General features: G+C 56.3%; 11 protein-coding genes. 5 read left to right on the top strand and 6 right to left on the bottom strand.

Annotated elements, in window-relative coordinates:
* Positions 1-8 precede the first annotated feature (8 nt).
* Positions 9-3773 carry an efflux RND transporter permease subunit gene (locus tag Poly21_RS10835; RefSeq protein ID WP_146407083.1) on the top strand — a complete coding sequence of 1255 codons (3765 nt, stop codon included), beginning with the start codon at positions 9-11 and terminating at the stop codon, positions 3771-3773.
* A 109-nt stretch (positions 3774-3882) separates the two neighbouring features.
* Positions 3883-5037, top strand: a complete 1155-nt coding sequence (locus Poly21_RS27415) for a hypothetical protein (RefSeq protein WP_302118630.1) — start codon at positions 3883-3885, stop codon at positions 5035-5037.
* A 187-nt stretch (positions 5038-5224) separates the two neighbouring features.
* Here Poly21_RS27415 and Poly21_RS10825 read toward each other — a convergent pair whose 3' ends face one another.
* From Poly21_RS10825 to nagB, 5 genes are all read right to left on the bottom strand, one after another.
* Positions 5225-5512 (bottom strand): metal-sensitive transcriptional regulator, encoded by a 288-nt coding sequence (locus tag Poly21_RS10825; protein ID WP_146407082.1) that lies wholly within the window; start codon positions 5510-5512, stop codon positions 5225-5227.
* A 131-nt stretch (positions 5513-5643) separates the two neighbouring features.
* Complete coding sequence (locus Poly21_RS10820) at positions 5644-7107, bottom strand: multicopper oxidase domain-containing protein (protein ID WP_146407081.1); 1464 nt, start codon at positions 7105-7107, stop codon at positions 5644-5646.
* A 146-nt stretch (positions 7108-7253) separates the two neighbouring features.
* Entirely contained in the window at positions 7254-8690 is a 1437-nt protein-coding gene (locus Poly21_RS10815; RefSeq protein WP_146407080.1) for a TolC family protein, read from the bottom strand.
* A gap of 232 nt (positions 8691-8922) precedes the next feature.
* A complete protein-coding gene (locus Poly21_RS10810) occupies positions 8923-11376 on the bottom strand; it encodes a heavy metal translocating P-type ATPase (protein WP_146407079.1) in 2454 nt (817 codons plus the stop codon).
* Positions 11377-11470: 94 nt separating this feature from the next.
* Positions 11471-12211: a glucosamine-6-phosphate deaminase gene (gene nagB, locus Poly21_RS10805; protein ID WP_146407078.1), complete on the bottom strand. Its 741-nt coding sequence runs from the start codon at positions 12209-12211 to the stop codon at positions 11471-11473.
* Positions 12212-12433: 222 nt separating this feature from the next.
* Here nagB and Poly21_RS10800 point away from each other — a divergent pair, with 222 nt between their 5' ends.
* The 3 genes from Poly21_RS10800 (at position 12434) to asnS (ending at position 17175) form a co-directional block, all read left to right on the top strand.
* Positions 12434-13492: an aldose epimerase family protein gene (locus tag Poly21_RS10800; protein WP_146407077.1), complete on the top strand. Its 1059-nt coding sequence runs from the start codon at positions 12434-12436 to the stop codon at positions 13490-13492.
* 305 nt (positions 13493-13797) lie between these two features.
* On the top strand, positions 13798-15777 hold the full coding sequence (locus tag Poly21_RS27410; RefSeq protein ID WP_302118626.1) for a sodium:solute symporter family transporter: 1980 nt from the start codon (positions 13798-13800) through the stop codon (positions 15775-15777).
* Between the two features lie 9 nt (positions 15778-15786).
* Positions 15787-17175, top strand: coding sequence for an asparagine--tRNA ligase (gene asnS, locus Poly21_RS10790; RefSeq protein ID WP_146407076.1), 1389 nt, complete (start codon positions 15787-15789; stop codon positions 17173-17175).
* Between the two features lie 142 nt (positions 17176-17317).
* On the opposite strand, the gene Poly21_RS10785 is transcribed toward asnS, so the two are convergent.
* Entirely contained in the window at positions 17318-19477 is a 2160-nt protein-coding gene (locus Poly21_RS10785) for a hypothetical protein (RefSeq protein WP_146407075.1), read from the bottom strand.
* Positions 19478-19555: the final 78 nt, after the last annotated feature.

Genomic DNA, 19555 nt, shown 5'->3' with positions numbered 1-19555 from the left:
CTGTCCACATGCTTAACTTGCTCATCCGCTTCTGCGTGAAAGAACCATGGCTAGTCGTATTGCTAGCCATTGCCGCGTCGGTCGGTGGGTACTTCGCGTTCCAAGCCGTTCCCATCGATGCGATACCTAACGTTGGCGAAAACCAGGTCATCGTGCTGACACCGTGGCCCGGCCGTTCGCCGAAAGATATTGAAGATCAAGTCACCTATCCCCTGAGTGTGTCTTTGCTGGCGGTTCCCGGCGCAGAATCGGTTCGGGGTAAGAGCATGTTCGGTTACAGCTTCGTTCAGGTGACCTTCAAAGACGAGATTGACTTCTACTGGGCTCGCAGTCGCGTTTCCGAGCAAATCGGCTCGGCCGCGTCGCAGTTACCCGATGGCGTCGTTCCGCAGCTTGGGCCAGACGCCACTGGATTGGGGCAGATTTATTACTACACGCTCCAGCCGCCAAAAGACGGGATGAGTTTGGCGGAGCTTCGCAGCATGCAAGACTTCGTTATCAAATTCGAACTGCAGGCCGTCGAGGGAGTGAGCGAGGTGGCGTCGATCGGCGGCTACATCCGCCAATACCAAGTCGAAGTGGATCCCGACAAATTGCGGTATCACAATGTTCCCCTCGATAAGCTGGCAACGGCGATCAAGGCGTCCAACGTCGACGTGGGAGCCAAAACGGTCGAAACGACGGGTATGGAGTTCATCGTCCGCGGTAAGGGCTTTCTAGGTACCGGCGGAGAAAAAGAGAAAGCAATTTCCGATATCGAAGACACGGTGATCCTGCAGCGCGGCGGAGTTCCCATTCGCGTCCGTGACGTCGCACGAGTGCAACTCGGCCCCGACTTCCGTCGTGGTGCACTTGATTACAACGGATCCGAAGCGGTCGGCGGTGTGGTCGTGATGCGATACGGCGAGAATCCTCGCGTCGTGATTGAGCGGATCAAGGACAAGATTGCGGCAATTACACCGGCACTCAATGGTGTTCGAATCCACGGAGTCTACGATCGCAGCGGTTTAATCGACGAGACCATGGCGACTCTCACTCACGCTTTGCGAGACGAGATCATCATCACGGCTATCATCATTTTGCTTTTCTTAATGCATATCCGCACGAGCTTTGTAGTCGCGATTTGCTTACCTGCCGCCGTATTAATGTCTTTCATCGCCATGCATTTGGTCGGCGTGGGCTCCAACATCATGTCGTTGGCTGGCATTGCGATCGCGATCGGTACCATGGTCGATATGGGGATCATCGTGTCGGAGAACATTTATCAGCATCTGGCTGACTGGGAGCGGGAAGAAACCGAGCGGGGCAGCCCAGCGGACATGGCACGTGAGAGACAAGGAGACGCTGAGAGCAGCGGTTCCTCGATTTCTGATCTCCCGGTCTCCTGTGCTCCTCCACTCTCTGCTCCTCCACTCTCTGCTCCTCGGTCGCGAAGCGACGTGGTCTACGAAGCAACGATCGAAGTGGCGCCTGCGGTGGTGACGGCCGTGGCAACAACGATTGTGAGCTTCCTGCCCGTTTTTTTCCTGACCGGGCGCGACTACCGGCTATTCTCTCCGCTGGCGTACACGAAGACGTTCGCGATTGCTGCCGCAATGATTACAGCAGTCACGATCGTGCCCGCGCTCAGTCGACTCTTGCTCAAGAGTGCAAGCTATCGAAAGCGGACTGCCTTCGCTGCAGGAGTTTCGTTCGGCTGTCTGTTGACCGCGACGTCGTACTTCATGTGGGGAGACGATGTGGCAGCTTACCTGGGTGTCGCCCCTTGGGTCATCACTGCCGCGACAGGGCCGCTGGCATTCTTTCTCGGTTGGCAACTGCTTCGTGAACGCATCCGGCCCATCGAAGAGATTCCCTCGAGTCGATTCGTCCACTGGCTGTACGCAGCACGATTGAAGCATGCCCTCCACCACAAGGTACTTGCCCTTTCATTCCCGGCGATCTTGCTATTGATCGGCGTTGGCGCCTTTTTTGGTCTGCCGACGGTCTTGCAACCCGTGGAGCGACTTGCTCGCGTGTTGGGTGCCGAATTGAATGAATTCCCAGGATACGTCGATGCCAAGCATGTCTTTACTGGCTTGCAGAGCGATGATTGGATCGCCCTTGATGAAGGGAGTTGGTTCTACATGCCCACCCTCTATCCTGCCGCCAGTTTTTCTCAGGCGATGCAGGTGCTGCAGACACAGGACGTCCTGATTGGACAGATTCCCGAGGTCAAAGATGTGCTCGGTAAGATTGGTAGAGTTGAGTCGGCTCTGGATCCCGCACCCGCGGCGATGGTGGAGACCTATGTGATGCTGAAGCCGGAAAGCGAGTGGCGAGAGGGAGTCACGTCGCGGGACATCTGGGACGAGATCAATCGTGTGGCAACGCTTCCTGGCGTCACGCCCGCATCTGCCTTGCAGCCGATCGAAGGTCGCGTGGTGATGCTGCAGTCCGGGATCAAGGCATCGATGGCGATTCGTATTTACGGCGACGATCTGAGTGAGTTGGCGTCCGCAGCGATTGATGTCGCGGCGATCTTGAAAAAGTTACCACTGGTGAATGCAGGTACGGTAAATCCAGACATCGTCATGGGAAAGCCTTACATTGAATTCACCGTCGATCGAAATGCCGCATCCCGTTATGGCATGAGTGCGGAGATGGTCAATGAAGTGATCGAGACAGCCCTCGGTGGCATGAACCTGATCAAGACCGTGGAAGGCCGTGAACGCTACCCAGTTCGATTGCGGTATAACCGCGAGCTGAGGGAGCGAGTTGATCAATTAACCCGGCTACCCGTTGTCACCAACAGCGGCGCAGTCGTCCCGCTCGAAGAGCTCGCCCAACTTGAAACGACCTGGGGACCCGGTGCCATCAATAGCGAGAATGGACGGCTGGTCGCGCATGTCGCTTTCATGACCAGTGGAGCAAAGGGCGATCTGGAGTCCGTCGCTGCAATCGAGGAACAGTTGCGTCTAGCACAGTTGGCAAGCACGGACGAAGGGAGGAAGGAGAGAGGGGGGGAACGTCAGAGCACGAGACGAGGCGATCGGGGGACACGGTTTTCTGGAGACACGGAGACACGCGAAACATCTCCCGTGCGTCCCCTCTCCCTGTCTGCGACTTCCCCGGTCGCGGAACCTCTCTCTCTCGACTTACCGGCCGGTTATTCCCTGGAAGCGGTCGGAAGTTTCCGGAACCAGATTGAAGCGAACCTGCGGCTCATGTGGATCATTCCATTAGTGATTCTAATCAACCTTCTTTTGATCTACTTCGAATTCAGAAATTTGCCGATCGCGATGGCGGTGTTCACAGGAATTCCAGTGGCCTTTGCCGGCGGGATGGTGTTGGTCGCTTGGATGCAGGTGGAACTGAATACCGCGGTGTGGGTTGGGTTCATCGCATTGTTTGGTTTGGCGGTCGACGACGGCGTGGTGATGGCAACGTACATCCACCAACTCTTGCGGAAACGCCGGATCACCAATGTGCAGGACATTCGGGAGACGGTTTATGAAGCCGGTCTGAAACGAATTCGTCCCTGCATGATGACGACCGTGACCACGCTCGCGGCCCTGATTCCCGTGCTGCTCGCTACTGGTCGCGGTGCCGATGTCGCCCGCGCTATGGCGATTCCGGTGTTCGGTGGCATGCTCGCCGAACCCTTCACATCATTCATCGTTCCCACGCTCTATAGCGGATATCTGGAGATGAAAATGCGGTTCGGCATGCACGACGAACTTTGGGAGGGTACGGAGGAAATGCCTCAGGAGGGACTCACCCAAGCAGCTTGAATTGTCAAAAACTTCGTGAAGAAATCAACCGATCGAAGCATCGAACCCCCAATCAATGAACCCTGCGACCGAACGGATTGGCCGCGAAAAAACTAACGGAGTCTCAATCATGAAACGCAAAATTCTACTCTCCCTCGCCCTGCTCGCCTCCATGTCGGTGTCAACCGCCATGGCCCAACATATTCATGCCGAGCGGAATCACGAGATGCCTGGTGATGCGGCAGTCTCGCAAATAAGTGAAATCTCGACGGGGCCACACGGGGGCTCGCTCAAGCAATCGGAAACCATCCAGCTTGAGACGGTAGTGTCTCAGTCTGGCATCGAGGTGTTCGTCTTTGATCTCGACGGGCAACCCGTGGCGGTCGATGGTGGTCGTGGTGCAGCGTCATTGCGAGTGGAGGGCAATGCGAAACGCTATCGCTATGACCTGCTGCCGGACGGCAAGGGTGGCTTGATCGCGCCCGTCGACCTGTCTGAAATCGCGGGACTTCAAATTGAAATCCAGATACAGTTGGTTGGCCTCCATGCGGTTGGTAGCCGAGCAGTTCGACTGAACGAAGTCGCGACGGTGCCCATCGGTGCTCTGCAGCTGGCATCCGCAGCGATCACTCGCCAGAAAATTTGCCCAGTCACTGGTAAACCGCTTGGTAGCATGGGTGATCCTGTCGCAGTGGATGTGAATGATCAGCGTGTTTTTGTTTGCTGTGCTGGCTGTGTTGGTGCCCTAGAGTCGGAGCCAGCAAAATACGTAGGGGGACGTCCGCAGATCAAGATTGAGACTGCAACTGCCGCTGACGTCGACGCGATCGAACGCCAACAGGTTTGTCCCGTGATGGACGAGCCACTCGGCGGCATGGGCACGCCGGTCAAGGTGCTCATTGGCGACAAGCCCATCTTCTTATGTTGCCGGGGCTGCATCAAGAAACTCGAAGCCGAACCCGCGAAGTATCTAGCCATGATTCAAGGAACTAGGAGCGTATCTATGGACGATGCGGATAGTGGGAGTGTGCCAGCAGGAACAGAGCAAGTCCGGGCAGGGGTCTTCAGAATTACCGCAGCCGACGAGCCCTTCGTCGCTGCTCAGAAACAGTGCCCAGTCATGAATGAGCCGCTCGACGCGATGGGCGGACCTTACAAGGTGCATGCAGGCGGCAAGGCAATTTATATCTGTTGCCCCGGCTGTGCCAAGAAAATTATTGCGGAGCCTCAAAAGTGGCTTGCCGAACTTGCCCGGCAGGGCGTCGACGCGCCGCGGCTTCGATAGGAGCAGCGACGACCGCGAGACATTCGAATCTGAACACAATTTACGTTCGGTCGCTATGTCTCGGCACTTGAAACAGCGCGGGGGCGGTGTCACCGGAAAAACGCGGCTTGTCCGCGGCGGAAGGTCACGCCGTCCCTGCCCTTTTCTATCTTCCGTGATGGTGATGATCGAGTGTCTTTGCCTGTGCTCAGTCAATCACACTGGCGTACTTGCGAAAGAGGGTTAAGAGTTCTTCGAGTTTTTGGTCTCGGTCTGCCGACGGGCCGGATTCCATCGCCTCGGCCACGCACGTTTTGAGATGGTTTTCCAGAACAATCTGACCTACTTTTCCGAGCGCGCCTGTCGCGGCTGATAGTTGCATCAGAATGTCCACGCAGTACGCATCCTCCTCGATCATTCGGTTGACTGCCTCGACTTGCCCAACAACACGCCGCAAACGGTGATTCAGCTTTTTCTTGTCGTCTTCGGAGTGCATAGCAATTCGTTCGTGAATAATCAAACGCCTTTCGCCTAGCGTTTTGACAGCGGGAAAACGGTAATGTAGCGAGTTTTTACCATCGTGCAGCGGCCTGGAGAACGACGCGGGCGGGCTGACTCCCCGATGTCCTACATCTTCATTCCCGGCATGCCGCCCATTTTTGCGGGCTGGTAGTCGGCTGGATTGCCGAATCGGTTGACAATTTCCTCAAAAATACTTCCGGGGGGGATCTCTGCGTCAGTCTCCATCACGCGGTGGTAAAGATCGTCCGGTAGGACCCGCAGCGTTGTCATCAGCCCCATGACCGACATCGGCCACGTCGCGCGCATGCCTTGGACTTCGCGACGATTCCAGATCGTTTTCATCATCGCTTCGGGCATCTTCATCGATTTCATTTCTTGCGGGTACCCCGGTGTCGCAAAACCTGGATCCGTTCGCACCGCATCGACCGCAGGCCGGCTCGCGAGGTTTGCAAGGTAGCTGTCCACCGAGGAGTCTTGACGGATCCTGGGGCCGACTTGCCGAGTCATGTGGTTCATCATGTGATGGACCATGTGACAATGAAACATCCAGTCGCCGGGATTATTTGCGATGAATTCGAAGTCTGTGGCTTGCGCGATCCCAATCAACTCGGTATTGCGAGGGACCCATGCCGATTTAGGAATACGAGCACCCTCGTGCCCGGTCACCCAGAATGTGTGCCCATGTAGATGAACCGGGTGATGCTGCATGGGGGAGAAATCCATGATGCGAACACGCACCCGTTCTCCATGCTTGACAACCAGCGGCGTGGTATAGGGGCCGCTGCGTCCGTTGATCGTATGCCAGTTCCAGTCCATCTGCCAACTATCAGCGATGTTTTGGTTACTGTCGATGAAGAAGTTTTGGAAGATCAGCCCGAAGTCTCGATCAACTGGTGGATCAAATACTTTTTTGGGATGGACAATGAACCATCCGACGCTCCCGAATGCTTCCTGCATCGGAACGTGGGAGTGATAGAAGTACGTTCCTTCCTCGTGTACATCAAACTCGTAGACGAAAGACGCACCCGGTTCGATCGGGTTCTGAGTCAGCGTTTCGCTGCCGTCGTACTGCACAGGCAACTCGAATCCGTGCCAGTGCGTTGTCGTTTGCTCGGGAAGCTCGTTGGTGACGACGATGCGAACACGGTCTCCTTGAGTGACTTCGATCGTGGGGCCTGGCATACTACCGTTGAAGCCGTACACATTCATTTTATAGCCAGGCAGAAACTCGCGTTCGACTGCCATCGGGACGAGGTGAAACTCCTTCGCGCCACGGACCATTTTCCATGGCAGTCTCTCTAGGTCAGGTGCTTCGAGGGGGGCTGGTCCGTCTGCGGTACTGCGAAAGCCCGGGATCATTTTGCCGAGGTAGTAGTCGCTGTCAGGATCGTTCCCTCGTGAAGGCTTGAATCGGGAGAAGCCGTCGTATTCGTCTCGTACGGGCGGGTGGGAAGTGCGAGCTGGTGCTTGGGCGGCGGCATCGCTGCGCATCCAGTTTCCAACCAAGCCCGCGGCTGCGGCAATCGAACCGGCTTTCAAAAAATGACGGCGTCTTTCTGGCTGAGACATGATTGTTGGAACTCCCCCTGAATAATTGAAAATTGTTGTCCGCGGAGAGTCAGGAGAGGTCGAGTCCTCCGCGTTCCCTTTCGGACGCCATCCCCGGCTCGCCACCTGCCCCACGCTCTCCCTATCTCCCTACCCGCTGCCCTCCCCTACCTCGGTTTCGCTACCGCGTCGATGTGGCCGGGAGGTGTCGGGCCCTTGGCCGCCATCAATCCGCCTTCAAGTAGGAAGCCGTCGATCATCACCTCTTGGATCCGTACATCACGGAACTGGTCCACCTGCTGTAGTCGCGCTGCAAAGTACTCACCTTGGGCGTGCAGTACGTCAGGCCAGTCGACGCGATTGTCGCGATAGCCTTCCAGCAGCTCTCGATAGGCGACCTCGCGTTCTGGAATGATTACGCGTTCGTATTCCGTCGCGTGTTGCAAGGCGGTTGCATACATGCGATAGGCCATTGCTAGCCGTTCACGCAGTTGCAATTCGACGCGGTGGATCTCTGCCTGTTGACGTTGCAGGTCTCGCCGGGCTTGCAGAATCGTGCCTTGGTTTCGATCATAGATGGGTAACTCCATCTGGACGGCAGCGTTGTAGACTGGGTCGTTATTGGTAAAGTTGTATCCGGGACCGCCGGTGACCACGATGTCTGGTACCCACTGTACCGACTCTCTTTGCAGTGTTGTTTGATCGGCCACGAGCTTTGCTCTGGCGGCGAGCACCTCGGGACTATCCTGTATCAAGCCGGCGTAGACTGTTTCAAACGATGGGATGGTCTCGTCAGGACGCAGGCTGCCCTCGACTCGTCCCATTGGCAACGTACAGCCAACGATCGATGTGAGTTGCCGGAAAGCTTCTGCAAACTCATTCTGGGCGTTGAGGAGGGCAAGTCGCCGTTGCTGCAGTTCGACGTTTGCACGATGGATGCCTGGCAGATTCGTTTGCCCTTGGTTGTAGAGTTCTCGAGAGGTGACACTGCCATCTTCGGCGGTTTTTAATAATTCCGATTGCAGATTCACTCGCTCCATGGCTGCGAGGACCTGATAGAAGTGTCGCTGGATATCGTTGCTCACGCGAAATTGCTGCGCGACTGCTAAGTGTTCAGAGACCCGAGCGCGTTGGCAGTATTTTAAACGGCTGAGTTGCAGTTTGTGGGCTGTCACAAAACGCTGCTGAACTTCAAAACCTTGGAATTCGCCCGCAGTCCCATCACTATTGATCTTCTCGCCCACGTACATCAAGACTGGGTTGGGATACAATCCGGCCTGCAATGCTTTCGCCGTTTCACCTCCAATTTGCAGTCGTGCCTGCCGAATCGTGGGGTTATTCGCGGCCGCTAAACATAGTAACTCATCGAGCGTATAGCTCGCTATCGCGTGCGGACTCGAGTCGGCAGCCGCCAGATCGTTGTCGATGAAACCCGATGGCATTTCGGGAAGTGGGGGCAAGTCGCGTGGAGGTAGTACGTGACGCCCGGCACTGTTTCCCATCGAATCTTGACGAATTGACAGGTCCTGGGCGGAAGCATGCGTACCACCGACAACCAGCACGACAGCCGCTAGCAGTTTTGATCTTGCGAAGCTTCGTTTCATTCTCGTTCGCTCCTGCTTGGATTGGGAACCTGCGATCAAACGAGTAGCGATGTTATTACGAACATGTTTCACTCCATGTCGCGACGATAGGGGCCACCGCTTCGACGAGTTATCCGAGCTCGCTGACGCACAAGTCTTTTCGGCTGGATACCCTCTAGGGGTACATTGAACCTATCTGGAATCAGGCGAGCCTCCCATTGGAATTACGGTTATTCTGACTGGGCAATCTGTGCTAGTTGGTCAGCTTTGCTGCTCGGAGTCGCAGTGCGTTCGCGATAACGGACACGCTGCTGAAGCTCATTGCCGCAGCGGCGATCATAGGACTCAGTAGCACACCCAAAAACGGATACAGCAGTCCGGCAGCGACCGGGATTCCCAAGGCGTTGTAGACGAATGCAAAGAATAAATTCTGCCGAATGTTACTCATGGTCTTGCGGCTGAGGTTTGCTGCCGCCGCAACACCGCGCAGATCACCTCCGACCAGCGTCACTCCCGCTGATTCGATAGCGACCCCCGTTCCCGTACCCATGGCGATCCCGACGTCTGCGGCCGCCAACGCTGGTGCATCATTGATTCCGTCACCACACATCGCCACTGTTTTGCCACTACTCTTCAGCTTTCGCACAAATTCATGCTTTTCTTCGGGGGAAACGCCCGCATGAAATTCGTCGATCCCAAGTTTCGCCGCGACAGCCTTGGCTGTGGGCTCGGCGTCGCCCGTCAACATCACGACACGCAGGCCCAGTTCGTGAAGCGTAAGCAATGCGGCGGGGGTCGACTCTTTTATTGGATCGGTAATCGCCAGGGTGGCTGCTAAGGCATTATCAATGGCAACGAATACGACTGTCGCGCCTTCTGACTGTTGAGCTGCTGCTTGCTCGCGTCCTGCGTCCACTCCATCTATTTTTCGATCTGCCAATAAGTCAGCTTTGCCGATCAGGACCTGGCGCCCGTCCACCGATGCGTGCACACCACCGCCCGTGATACTGTCGAAATTAGTAGCTTCGCAAACGCTGAGGCCATCGTGTTTAGCGCGTCGAACGATCGCCTGTGCTAATGGATGCTCGCTCTGAGCCTCCACCGCAGCGGCGAACTTTATGATATCCGCCTCCTGCCAGTCACCGTAAACTTTGATGGCGGTCAGTTCGGGACGCCCCTGCGTCAGAGTTCCGGTTTTGTCGACGACTATCGTGTCAACGTTCTCCATCACCTCGAGTACTTCGGCGTTCTTGATCAGTACGCCCTCCTGGGCTCCCCGTCCCACACCCACCATCACGGACATGGGTGTTGCCAGTCCCAATGCACACGGGCAGGCGATGATGAGTACCGCAACGGCGGCGACAAACGCGTGGGCGAGTTGCGGTTCGGGTCCAAAAACGGCCCAGCCGATGAAGGCTGCCATGGAGCACGCGATCACGGTCGGAACAAAATACCGAGCGACCTGATCGACTAGTTTTTGGATGGGAGCCCGACTTCGCTGCGCATCTGCGACCATTTGAACGATGCGGCTAAGCACCGTGTCGCCCCCGACTCCCACCGCTTCAATCACCAAGGCGCCGGTTTGATTCAGCGTGCCGCCAGTGACGTCATCACCTTCAGCCTTTTTTATCGGGAGCGGTTCGCCAGTGAGCATGGACTCATCCACACTGCTCGAACCACTGAGTACCCGTCCGTCGACAGGTACTTTTTCACCGGGTCGAACACGCAATTGATCGCCTTTGTCAACCGCATCGAGCGACACCTCTTCTTCGCCGTTTTCCGTAATCCGGTGCGCAGTGTCGGGCGTGAGCTGCATCAATTCGCGAATCGCGCCGCCTGTCTGTTGGCGCGCTCTCAGCTCGAGCACCTGGCCCAGCAGTACCAGCGTAATGATCACAGCGGCAGCTTCGAAGTAAAGCGGCGGAACCCCATTTTCAAAAAAAGCTTCAGGGATCGCAGCGGGGAACAAAACAACCGCCAAACTAAATAGATACGCAGCAAGCGACCCCACCGCAATCAAGGAGAACATGTTGAGGTTCATGCTGCGAAACGATTTCACACCCCGGACCAATAGCGGCCAACCGCACCAGAACACCACTGGCGTCGCCATCGCCAGCTGTAACCAACCCACAGCGGAATGGCTGATCTGGTCGGCAACATGCAGCCCCACCATCGGCCCCATCGCGATGATGAGAAGTGGTACAGAGAATGCCACACCGAACCAAAATCGTCGCCGCATATCCGTGTATTGCCCGTCATCACCCTGGTCGGAAACGTTGACGATCTTGGGCTCTAAGTCCATGCCGCAAATTGGACAGTCTCCCGGACCGATTTGTTCGATCTCTGGGTGCATGGGGCAGGTGTAGACGGCCTGCGGGTCGGCAGAGGCGGAGGTGGGAGCCCGAGAGCTGGAGCTGCAGCAGCTGGAGTCGTTATCATTCGTTGTGCTCGTTGATCCGCCACAACACGAATGCCCCTCAGCTCCGCCTGCCGCCGCCTTCCTGTCTTTCTTTTCTCTCGCCGCCAACACAGCCTGGGGAGCGTCTGCGAACTTCCTCAGGCAACTATCGCTGCAGAAAACGTAGGTCGTACCGTCAAAATTTGTCGTCCGCGGACTGTCCGCGGGTACCGTCATCCCGCAGACGGGGTCGATTTTTGACTGCAAATCGGCGACCGGCAACGAGCTACTACGTCGGTCATGGTCCATGTTGGCTTCCTCAGCTGTCAATTAGGCATTTTGCAGTATACCCTATGGTGGTATGCAATTCGCATTCCAATTAACGTGGCTCGTCCCCCACACTCTAGCGGGCGTCGAGTTGGGCTGCCGCGGGTTCATCGAGCACAAACAGGACGTCCGCGTGCGACTGTAGGTATGACGCTGGATTGTCCGCGGTAATTGGGCCTTGGATCGCTCCGGCGACCGCGGCAGCCTTGGCCGCACCTGTCGCTAACAGCACGACTTTCTTAGCTCGCAGGATACTGGCGATGCCCATGGTGATTGCCTGCCGCGGTACCTGCTCCGCGGACTCAAAGAACCTTGTGTTGCTACGAATCGTGCTGGGCGCCAAGTCGACAACTCGGGTCAAAGACTCCAGCGTTGTGCCGGGTTCATTGAAGCCAATGTGTCCGTTAGTGCCGATGCCGAGTAATTGCAGGTCGATACCTCCCGATTCGGACAGCTGATGTTCGTAGTGCTCTGATGCCTGCTGCACGTCATCGGCATGCACGTCCGGAAAGTGTGTTCGCGGTATGTCGATATCGACCTGGTCAAAGAGTTGTGTCTGCATGAAATGTCGATAGCTCTGCGGATGCCCCACCTTCAGACCCAAGTATTCATCGAGGTTGAACGTGGTGACGTCACCAAAGGACAAGCCATCTTCGCGGTGTCGCCGACACAGTTCGCTGTAGACCTGCAGCGGCGTCGAACCGGTCGCGAGACCAAGGACGCAGGAGGGGTGGGAAGCCACCGCCTCCGCCATGAGGCTGGCCACTTGGTGAGATGCCGCTAAGTGATCTGGATAAACGCTGTACGCAATGCTCACGCAGTCAACCTTTTCTAGGAATATGTTTTGCTAGGCTTTCCAAGCCGCGTGCGGGTGTTTCGTCGCGACGTCTCAGAGCCCCCAGCGAGACTAATGGTCCATGATGGTCCTCAGTGATACCAGATGCCGGCGGTATCGAGGAGAGTGCCGGGTACATCTCGAGTTGCTCTGGTTGTAAAATGCCCCGCTATTCCCTTCCACGACCGCTATGGGCCGTCCAGCATGACTATCAGCACTACGCCTTTCGGCCAGACCAGCGACGGATCGCCCGTCACCAAGATCACCCTCACGAACCGACACGGCAACCGCGTTAGCCTGATGAGTTGGGGGGCCTCACTGTTCGAGGTAGAAGTGCCCGACCGCGCGGGCAAACGCGCAAACGTGAATCTCGTCTTTGATTCACTCGAACCCTATCTGGGGAAACATCCCGGTTTCGGCAGTACGATTGGTCGATTTTGTAACCGTCTCGCGTACGGCAAGTTCACGATCGATGGTGAGCCTTACCAAGTCACCGTCAATAGTGGTAAACACTGCCTACATGGTGGCGCGGTGAATTTTTCACATCGTAACTGGAGCACGGAATTGATCCCTGGCGATCCAGCGGCTAGCGAGACCGATGCGCGTGCCGATCGTGTGCGTTACACCCTCGTCAGCCCCGACGGAGACGAAGGTTTTCCTGGCGAGCTAACCGTAACTACCGAGTATCGTTGGAACGACGACAACGAATTGGCAATCACCTACACGGCGTCAACAACGGCTGTGACGCCAATCAATTTAACCAACCATAGTTATTGGAACTTGGGCGGAGTCGATTCGGGGACGGCTCTCGATCATGTCGCCATCGTCCATGCCGATGAGGTTTTGCAGGTGGATGATGATTTGATTCCCACTGGGACACTCGTCAACGTTACTGGCACACCGTTTGATTTTCGCGAGCCCACTGCGTTTGCAAAACGGATTGCTTCGTTGGCAGCGACGAAGGGCTACGACCACTGTTACGTCATCGCTGGAGAGAGCGGGGAGCTGCGACCGACTGCACGCGTTACTGACCCGGGGTCCGGCCGCGTGCTTGAGATTGAAACGACTCAACCCGGAGTCCAGCTCTATACCGCCAATCATTTACGCGGCAACGAGAGTTCGAATGATCATGGGCCGCATGATGCATTTTGCTTGGAAACTCAGCACTTCCCGGATTCCCCGAATCACGCGAACTTCCCGTCCACGCTGCTTCGTCCGGACGAGGATTTTCAGGAAATCACTGTCCTGCGGTTTTCCTGCTAAGCCGACAGGGGACAAACCGTGGGAGGATATCGATGGGACCGCACGGGATGTACCGCGCGATGACGGTACCGCGCGATGACGGTACCGCGCGATGACGGTACCGCGCGATGACGGTACCGCGCGATGACGGTACCGCGCGATGACGGTACCGCGCGATGACGGTACCGGCGCGGCCGGTCCAGCTCGGTGGGATAGAAATCATTTGTCATTGACGATTCACCTCACACGCGTCCCCCAAATAGCGTAGAACTACGCAGCTATCAGCCAGTAATAATCACTTTGTCTCGTGTCGTTGTCAGCAAGCTATGAACATTCTTGAAGTCGTGTTGTTTCTCGGATCCGTCATTGGCGTGATCGCGTTAGGGATATGGATGGCGAAGGAACCCGATGATGGGGATCCGAGTGATGACGCGTCGGATTATTTCTTGGCTGGCCGTGGGCTGACATGGTGGCTGGTGGGCTTTTCACTGATCGCGGCCAACATTTCGACCGAGCAGTTCGTGGGCATGTCGGGGTCGGCAGCCAACTGGCTCGGAATGGCGATCGCGTCATATGAATGGATGGCGGCCGTGACATTGGTGCTGGTCGGTTTCTTCTTTCTGCCTCGCTTTCTCAAAGCGGGCTTGTTCACGATCCCAGAGTTTCTGGAATACCGTTTTGACTGGATCGCCCGCCTTGTCATGGCAATCCCGGCTGTCGTCACCCTCGTCTTCGTGGCCACATCGTCAGTGATCTATTCGGGGGCAAAGTTCATCTCGGAGTACTATCACCAAGTCCCTGTGCTCAACAATCTGACCGCGATGTGCTGGCTGATCGCGATGTTCGCAGCCGCTTACGTATTTGTGGGCGGCCTCAAGGCTTGTGCTTGGACGGACTTGGTGTGGGGGTCGGCCCTGATTCTCGGCGGCGTGATCGTGATGGTGATGGCATTCGTTCAACTCAGTGAACGACCAGCCGACGATTTGATCAAGACGAAGGTCGCCAACTCGAATGCCACGGTCGAGGATCTAGAGAATGCAGGATTTTGGCGAAGATTCATATTGCTCAACGATGGTGTTGATAACGAAGCCGTCGCTGTCAATGGAGAGAACGGCAGCGGTGGCAAGACTCACATGGTTCGCCCAAAAGAAGACTCAGACATCCCCTGGACCGCGTTGCTCGTCGGGTTGTGGATTCCCAATTTCTTTTATTGGGGACTCAATCAGTACATCGTGCAGCGAACGCTGGGTTCCAAATCACTGGCCGAGGGACAGAAGGGGATTGTATTCGCAGCGTCCATGAAATTGATCATTCCCTTTTTAGTCGTGATCCCGGGGATCATGGCGTTCAACCTATTCAGCGGCGATCTGCATCAATCAGCATCTCAGCGCAATATCAACACGGTAGAGACAGCCGGTGCGTCGACAGTCTTCACGGTGGACAATTCATTTGTGGAGTTGCAACCGGACCTGGCGTGGCAGGCATTGCAGCAGAACGCGGGTCTGGCCGGTGAGAGCCTTGACGTCACCCCCACCGACCCGCCTGAGAAAATAGGCGACCAGATTAATGACTACGCCAAGATCGCTGTGGTGAAGAATGCTGAGCTGCAGCAGGCTAACAAGTTGGTGGGATATGACTATGACTCCGCGTTCCCCGTGTTGGTGCGGAACCTGATCAAACCCTACCCCATGATTTCGTGGTTTATCTTGGCTGCGTTGTCTGGTGCCGTGATCAGTTCGCTGGCATCAATGCTGAACTCTGCCTCCACCCTGGCGACGATGGATCTCTATGCCAAGGTTACCAAGGAAACCAACCAACAGCGTCTGGTGGTGGTAGGCCGTGTCTTCGTGGTGCTGTTCGTGCTGTTATCGGCGACGGTGGCTCCCTATCTCGATAGCTTCGAAAGCATCTTCAAGTTCATCCAAGAATTTCAAGGTTTCATCTCACCAGGAATCCTGGCAGTATTCTTGCTCGGGTTTTTCTCACCTCGCACGCCACGCTACTTCGGTTGGCTGGGCATTCTGATCAATGTGATTGCCTATGGAGCATTGATGCTGTTTCTGGGAGACTGGATTGTGCAGGGCGGGTGGTGGTATGGCGACCAGATTGCGTTTCTCGACCGCATGGCAATTTGCTTCTTTACGGTGCTGCTGACCGGAGCGATTGTGACCTTGGCCAACCCCTTGAAAACACCCGTGAAGATGCCTGTCAACGAAGCGATGAACATGACTTCCTCGCGGGGAGCTCAGATCGCCGGCGTGGGCGTCATTCTCGTAACTGCATGTATGTACTACTATTTTTGGTAAGGAATTTCCATGGACTGGATCACAATAGACGCTTGTCGACGCCATCAGCAATTGCCCGCTGCAACGGAAATCCGTGGCTGGGTACGGACGCGGCGCGATAGCAAGGGTGGATTTAGTTTCCTCGAAATCAACGATGGAACCTGTCTAGGTAATCTGCAGGTCGTCGTACCGGCAGAACTCGAAAACTACGCCAGCGAAGTGCAGAAGCTCACCGCTGGATGCAGCGTGATCATTCACGGACAATTGTGCGAGTCACCCGCCAAAGGTCAGGCAACCGAACTGCATGCGGAGTCTGTGCGGGTCATTGGATGGTGCGATGGTGAAACCTATCCGCTGCAGAAAAAGCGACACTCGTTTGAAAAGCTTCGCGAGTGGTCCCACCTGCGGGCGCGCACCAACACGCTCGGCGCGGTCATGCGGGTTCGCAATCGGCTGAGTCAGTCGATCCATCGCTTTTTTGATGAATCCGGTTTTTACTATCTGCACACACCTATCGTAACGGGGAGTGATTGCGAGGGTGCAGGCGAGATGTTTCGCGTGACCACGCTAAACCTAGAAAAGCTCGCTGGCTCGAACCGACCCTTTGATGCCTCGCAAGACTTCTTTGGCAAACCCACGCACCTAACCGTCAGCGGACAACTCGAAGGTGAGACGTACGCATCTGCGATGTCGAAAATCTACACCTTTGGTCCGACCTTTCGTGCCGAGAATAGCAATACCTCGCGGCATCTGGCAGAGTTTTGGATGGTAGAGCCCGAAGCTGCCTTTTTTGACCTACGCGATAACATGCAACTCGCCGAACGGTTTTTAAAGCGCATCTTCGCGGACTGTCTCGAACACTGCGCCGAGGACATGGCGTTCATCGATGAACGCATCGAAAAAGGAAAACTCGCTCAGCTGCAAGGCGTTGTCGACAAGCCTTTCGAACACATGACTTACACGGAGGCGGTCACACGGCTGACATCCTGCGGCGAGTCGTTTGAGTATCCCGTGAAGTGGGGGATTGATCTGCAGGCTGAGCACGAAAAATACTTGACGCAGTTTGTGGGAGGCCCACTGATCCTCACCGACTACCCCGCTGGGATTAAACCGTTTTACATGCGCGTCAGTGATGATGAGAGTACGGTGGCAGCAATGGATGTGCTCGTACCCGGTGTGGGCGAGATCATCGGTGGCAGCCAGCGGGAGGAACGCCTTGACGTTCTGCAGCGAAGAATGGGCGAGGCGGGACTGGATGAACAGGAGTACTGGTGGTACGTCGATTTACGGCGGTATGGAACGGTGCCCCACGCGGGGTTCGGCTTGGGTTTAGAACGAGCGGTCCAGTATGCCACTGGCATGACAAATATCCGCGACGTGATCCCCTTCCCACGCACGCCAGGCAATGCCGATTTTTGAGCTCCGGCGCGAGCCCTCTTTGCCACCCCACAAATCCCAGCTATCAAACCGGTGAGGTACCGTCACCGGGGGGCAACGTCACCGGGGGGCTAGATAACGCGGTCGGCATCTTTAGAATTCATCGGCTTTTGAAGCGATATCGCTACCGACCAGGGATCGAGCGAAAGGCTCGAATTCGGGCCCGAGGAGCCAACCCTTGTGTATCGATTGGTTCCTCAAGCACGTAGCTGCCGACATTGTCGGCTCGATCGAGGGCATCAATTCGCAAGTAGATTTGACGAGGTAGTTGTGGGTCGGCTGGCCAAACGTAGTCGCCTGTATTGCGAAGACCAGCGGCGATGGTAGTCCAGGGTCCACTCACCGAGTCGCTAAAAGACAACGTAATCGGTCGTGACACAAGGTATTCGTCTTCGCAGTGGAAAGCGATCACGAGCGATCCGGCACGATCTCCCGTTCCGTACTTTGCGCCCGATATGCCGACCTCAGGAAGCGTTTCATCGACGACGACGACGATATCTGGTGCATCTCCTGGTAACGGTCTCGGACTGGATAATCCGTTGGTGGCAACGACCACAATTTGAAATCCGAAAATGCCTTCACCACTGGTTTCGATATCAAATGGGCTTTGCTTGTCGGGATCATCGCCCCATTTTTTCCAGACTTGCCCTCCGTCGGTTGTGCCATAGAGTTCAATCTCATCAACTCCGCGACCGCCGATGGCTTCAATCTCATAATCCAGACTGAACTGGTGGCTGAGGCTATAACGGACGACGGCCCGCTGGGACAGACGCTCGAGGTCGAGCGCGTTGTTGTCCGCAACCGGCTCGCGTCGTGCCCGTCGCGGCAAGTCGGGGGCGTCTTCCGCAGGACGCAATGATCCTCTCTCGACGGGCCGTAGGCTCGGCTCGGAACTGAACTGGCGACTTGGATTGCGGTTGGTGTCGATGGGCGTCCACGGAGACGACGCCACGTCGTCTGATGCTGCCAAGTCCGCAACTTCTGTTCTAGCGGGTTGATTGAGCTGAGTCGGAGCGGGACGCTCTCCGGTGGGCGCGGGAATGGACTCCGTGAAAAATGGCGTCTGGGGTTGCACCTCTGACGAATTAGGTTGGCTTGCTTGCCCGCCCGAAGGTTCCGATGAACCGCCACGGGGCTGGGTAGGCGACTGCGGTTGGGCAAACTGCGGAGCCGCACCGCTCGAATTGGCTGGTGGGGCAAACGGGCGCATTGCCTGCATCGGCGTTTCTGGTTTGCCCGTTGGAGCTGCCAACATTTCGGGCGCTGTTGCCGTTGCCTCAGCACTCGAAGTGAGATTGTCGATGGTCGGAGATGATCGTCCAAAGTCGTTGCTGATTTGGTCAGCGGTCGACGGTGGCGGTAGGGCGGGAGAATTTCCTGCTAGGGAAGACACCTGCGGGCCCCCTGGCTGCGCAAAATTAGGGAAGGTGGTTGGCCCTACCCCCAGGCCCCCTGTCCCCGGGCCTTGTGGACCTCCCCCCAGTCCGAATGCATTGCCCAAACCGAGAGGACTGGAGGCGAAACGCGCCGATGCCGTGGTCGCCACACGCGGTTTTTGAATTCGATCTTTTGCAACGATCGTTTCGTTGCCCGCACCATCGATTACCCGCAGACGCAGAGATAGCTCGCGCCATGGCTCGGAAGGTTCGAATGCAAATTTACCTCCCCCTTGGGTCCGCTCCACTGGAATGGAACGCCACTTCTGAGCGGTATCGGTGAAATAGTACGCAGTCATCTTTGACGTCTCGGTAGCATCATCCACCGAGAAACTAGCGGTCATCTTGCCATCGGCATCCGCGTCTGCAGTCAACTCCACGACTGGGTTGGTCGTATCGACAATAACCTTCAATTCCGGTTCGATCGGCCCTGCTGGATGCGGTCGACCGCTCGCGTCGATCGTACGAATCGCGAACCAAAACGTACCATCTGGGGTCTTGGAAACCTGAAACTGACCTGCCGCCGGAGACTGCCGATCAAGCAGCCGCCAGTTTTTGGTTGCCGCCTCGCCCTCCAGTGCACGCTCAGCTGGCCCCACGTTGTCAGCGGCCGACGCCATGTACAGGTGAACTTCTCGCGGCGGGGCCCCATCGGCACCAATGTTGAAGGGGATCAGGAAGGAGCCCGATTTGAGCACCACATCGGTGACGGTTTGCCCTTCAGCCCGCTGTGGGGTGACTGAGCATACCGCCAGCATCAGGGGAATGAGCTTGCCAGTAAGCTTACCAATGCCCGCTCGCCACATTTGATTTGCAGTTCCTGAACTTCGGTGCTGTTCAAATCGCATGGTTTGGTCAAAATCAGAGAATTACGGTCATTCGATGCGTTGCTCGAAAATACACCTTGTCTTGCTCTATCGGCATTC

Source organism: Allorhodopirellula heiligendammensis (assembly GCF_007860105.1).
Classification (GTDB): domain Bacteria; phylum Planctomycetota; class Planctomycetia; order Pirellulales; family Pirellulaceae; genus Rhodopirellula; species Rhodopirellula heiligendammensis.
This window is presented reverse-complemented; position numbering and strand designations above follow the sequence as displayed.

What these genes read in the sequence shown, in the direction of transcription:
- asnS (WP_146407076.1), top strand. Translation starts at nt 15,787, where the DNA reads ATGGACTGGATCACAATAGACGCTTGTCGACGCCATCAGCAATTGCCC.
- Poly21_RS10800 (WP_146407077.1), top strand. Translation starts at nt 12,434, where the DNA reads ATGACTATCAGCACTACGCCTTTCGGCCAGACCAGCGACGGATCGCCC.
- Poly21_RS10820 (WP_146407081.1), bottom strand. Translation starts at nt 7,107, where the DNA reads ATGTCTCAGCCAGAAAGACGCCGTCATTTTTTGAAAGCCGGTTCGATT.
- Poly21_RS10785 (WP_146407075.1), bottom strand. Translation starts at nt 19,477, where the DNA reads ATGCGATTTGAACAGCACCGAAGTTCAGGAACTGCAAATCAAATGTGG.
- Poly21_RS27410 (WP_302118626.1), top strand. Translation starts at nt 13,798, where the DNA reads ATGAACATTCTTGAAGTCGTGTTGTTTCTCGGATCCGTCATTGGCGTG.
- Poly21_RS10835 (WP_146407083.1), top strand. Translation starts at nt 9, where the DNA reads ATGCTTAACTTGCTCATCCGCTTCTGCGTGAAAGAACCATGGCTAGTC.
- Poly21_RS10810 (WP_146407079.1), bottom strand. Translation starts at nt 11,376, where the DNA reads ATGGACCATGACCGACGTAGTAGCTCGTTGCCGGTCGCCGATTTGCAG.
- Poly21_RS10825 (WP_146407082.1), bottom strand. Translation starts at nt 5,512, where the DNA reads ATGCACTCCGAAGACGACAAGAAAAAGCTGAATCACCGTTTGCGGCGT.
- Poly21_RS10815 (WP_146407080.1), bottom strand. Translation starts at nt 8,690, where the DNA reads ATGAAACGAAGCTTCGCAAGATCAAAACTGCTAGCGGCTGTCGTGCTG.
- Poly21_RS27415 (WP_302118630.1), top strand. Translation starts at nt 3,883, where the DNA reads ATGAAACGCAAAATTCTACTCTCCCTCGCCCTGCTCGCCTCCATGTCG.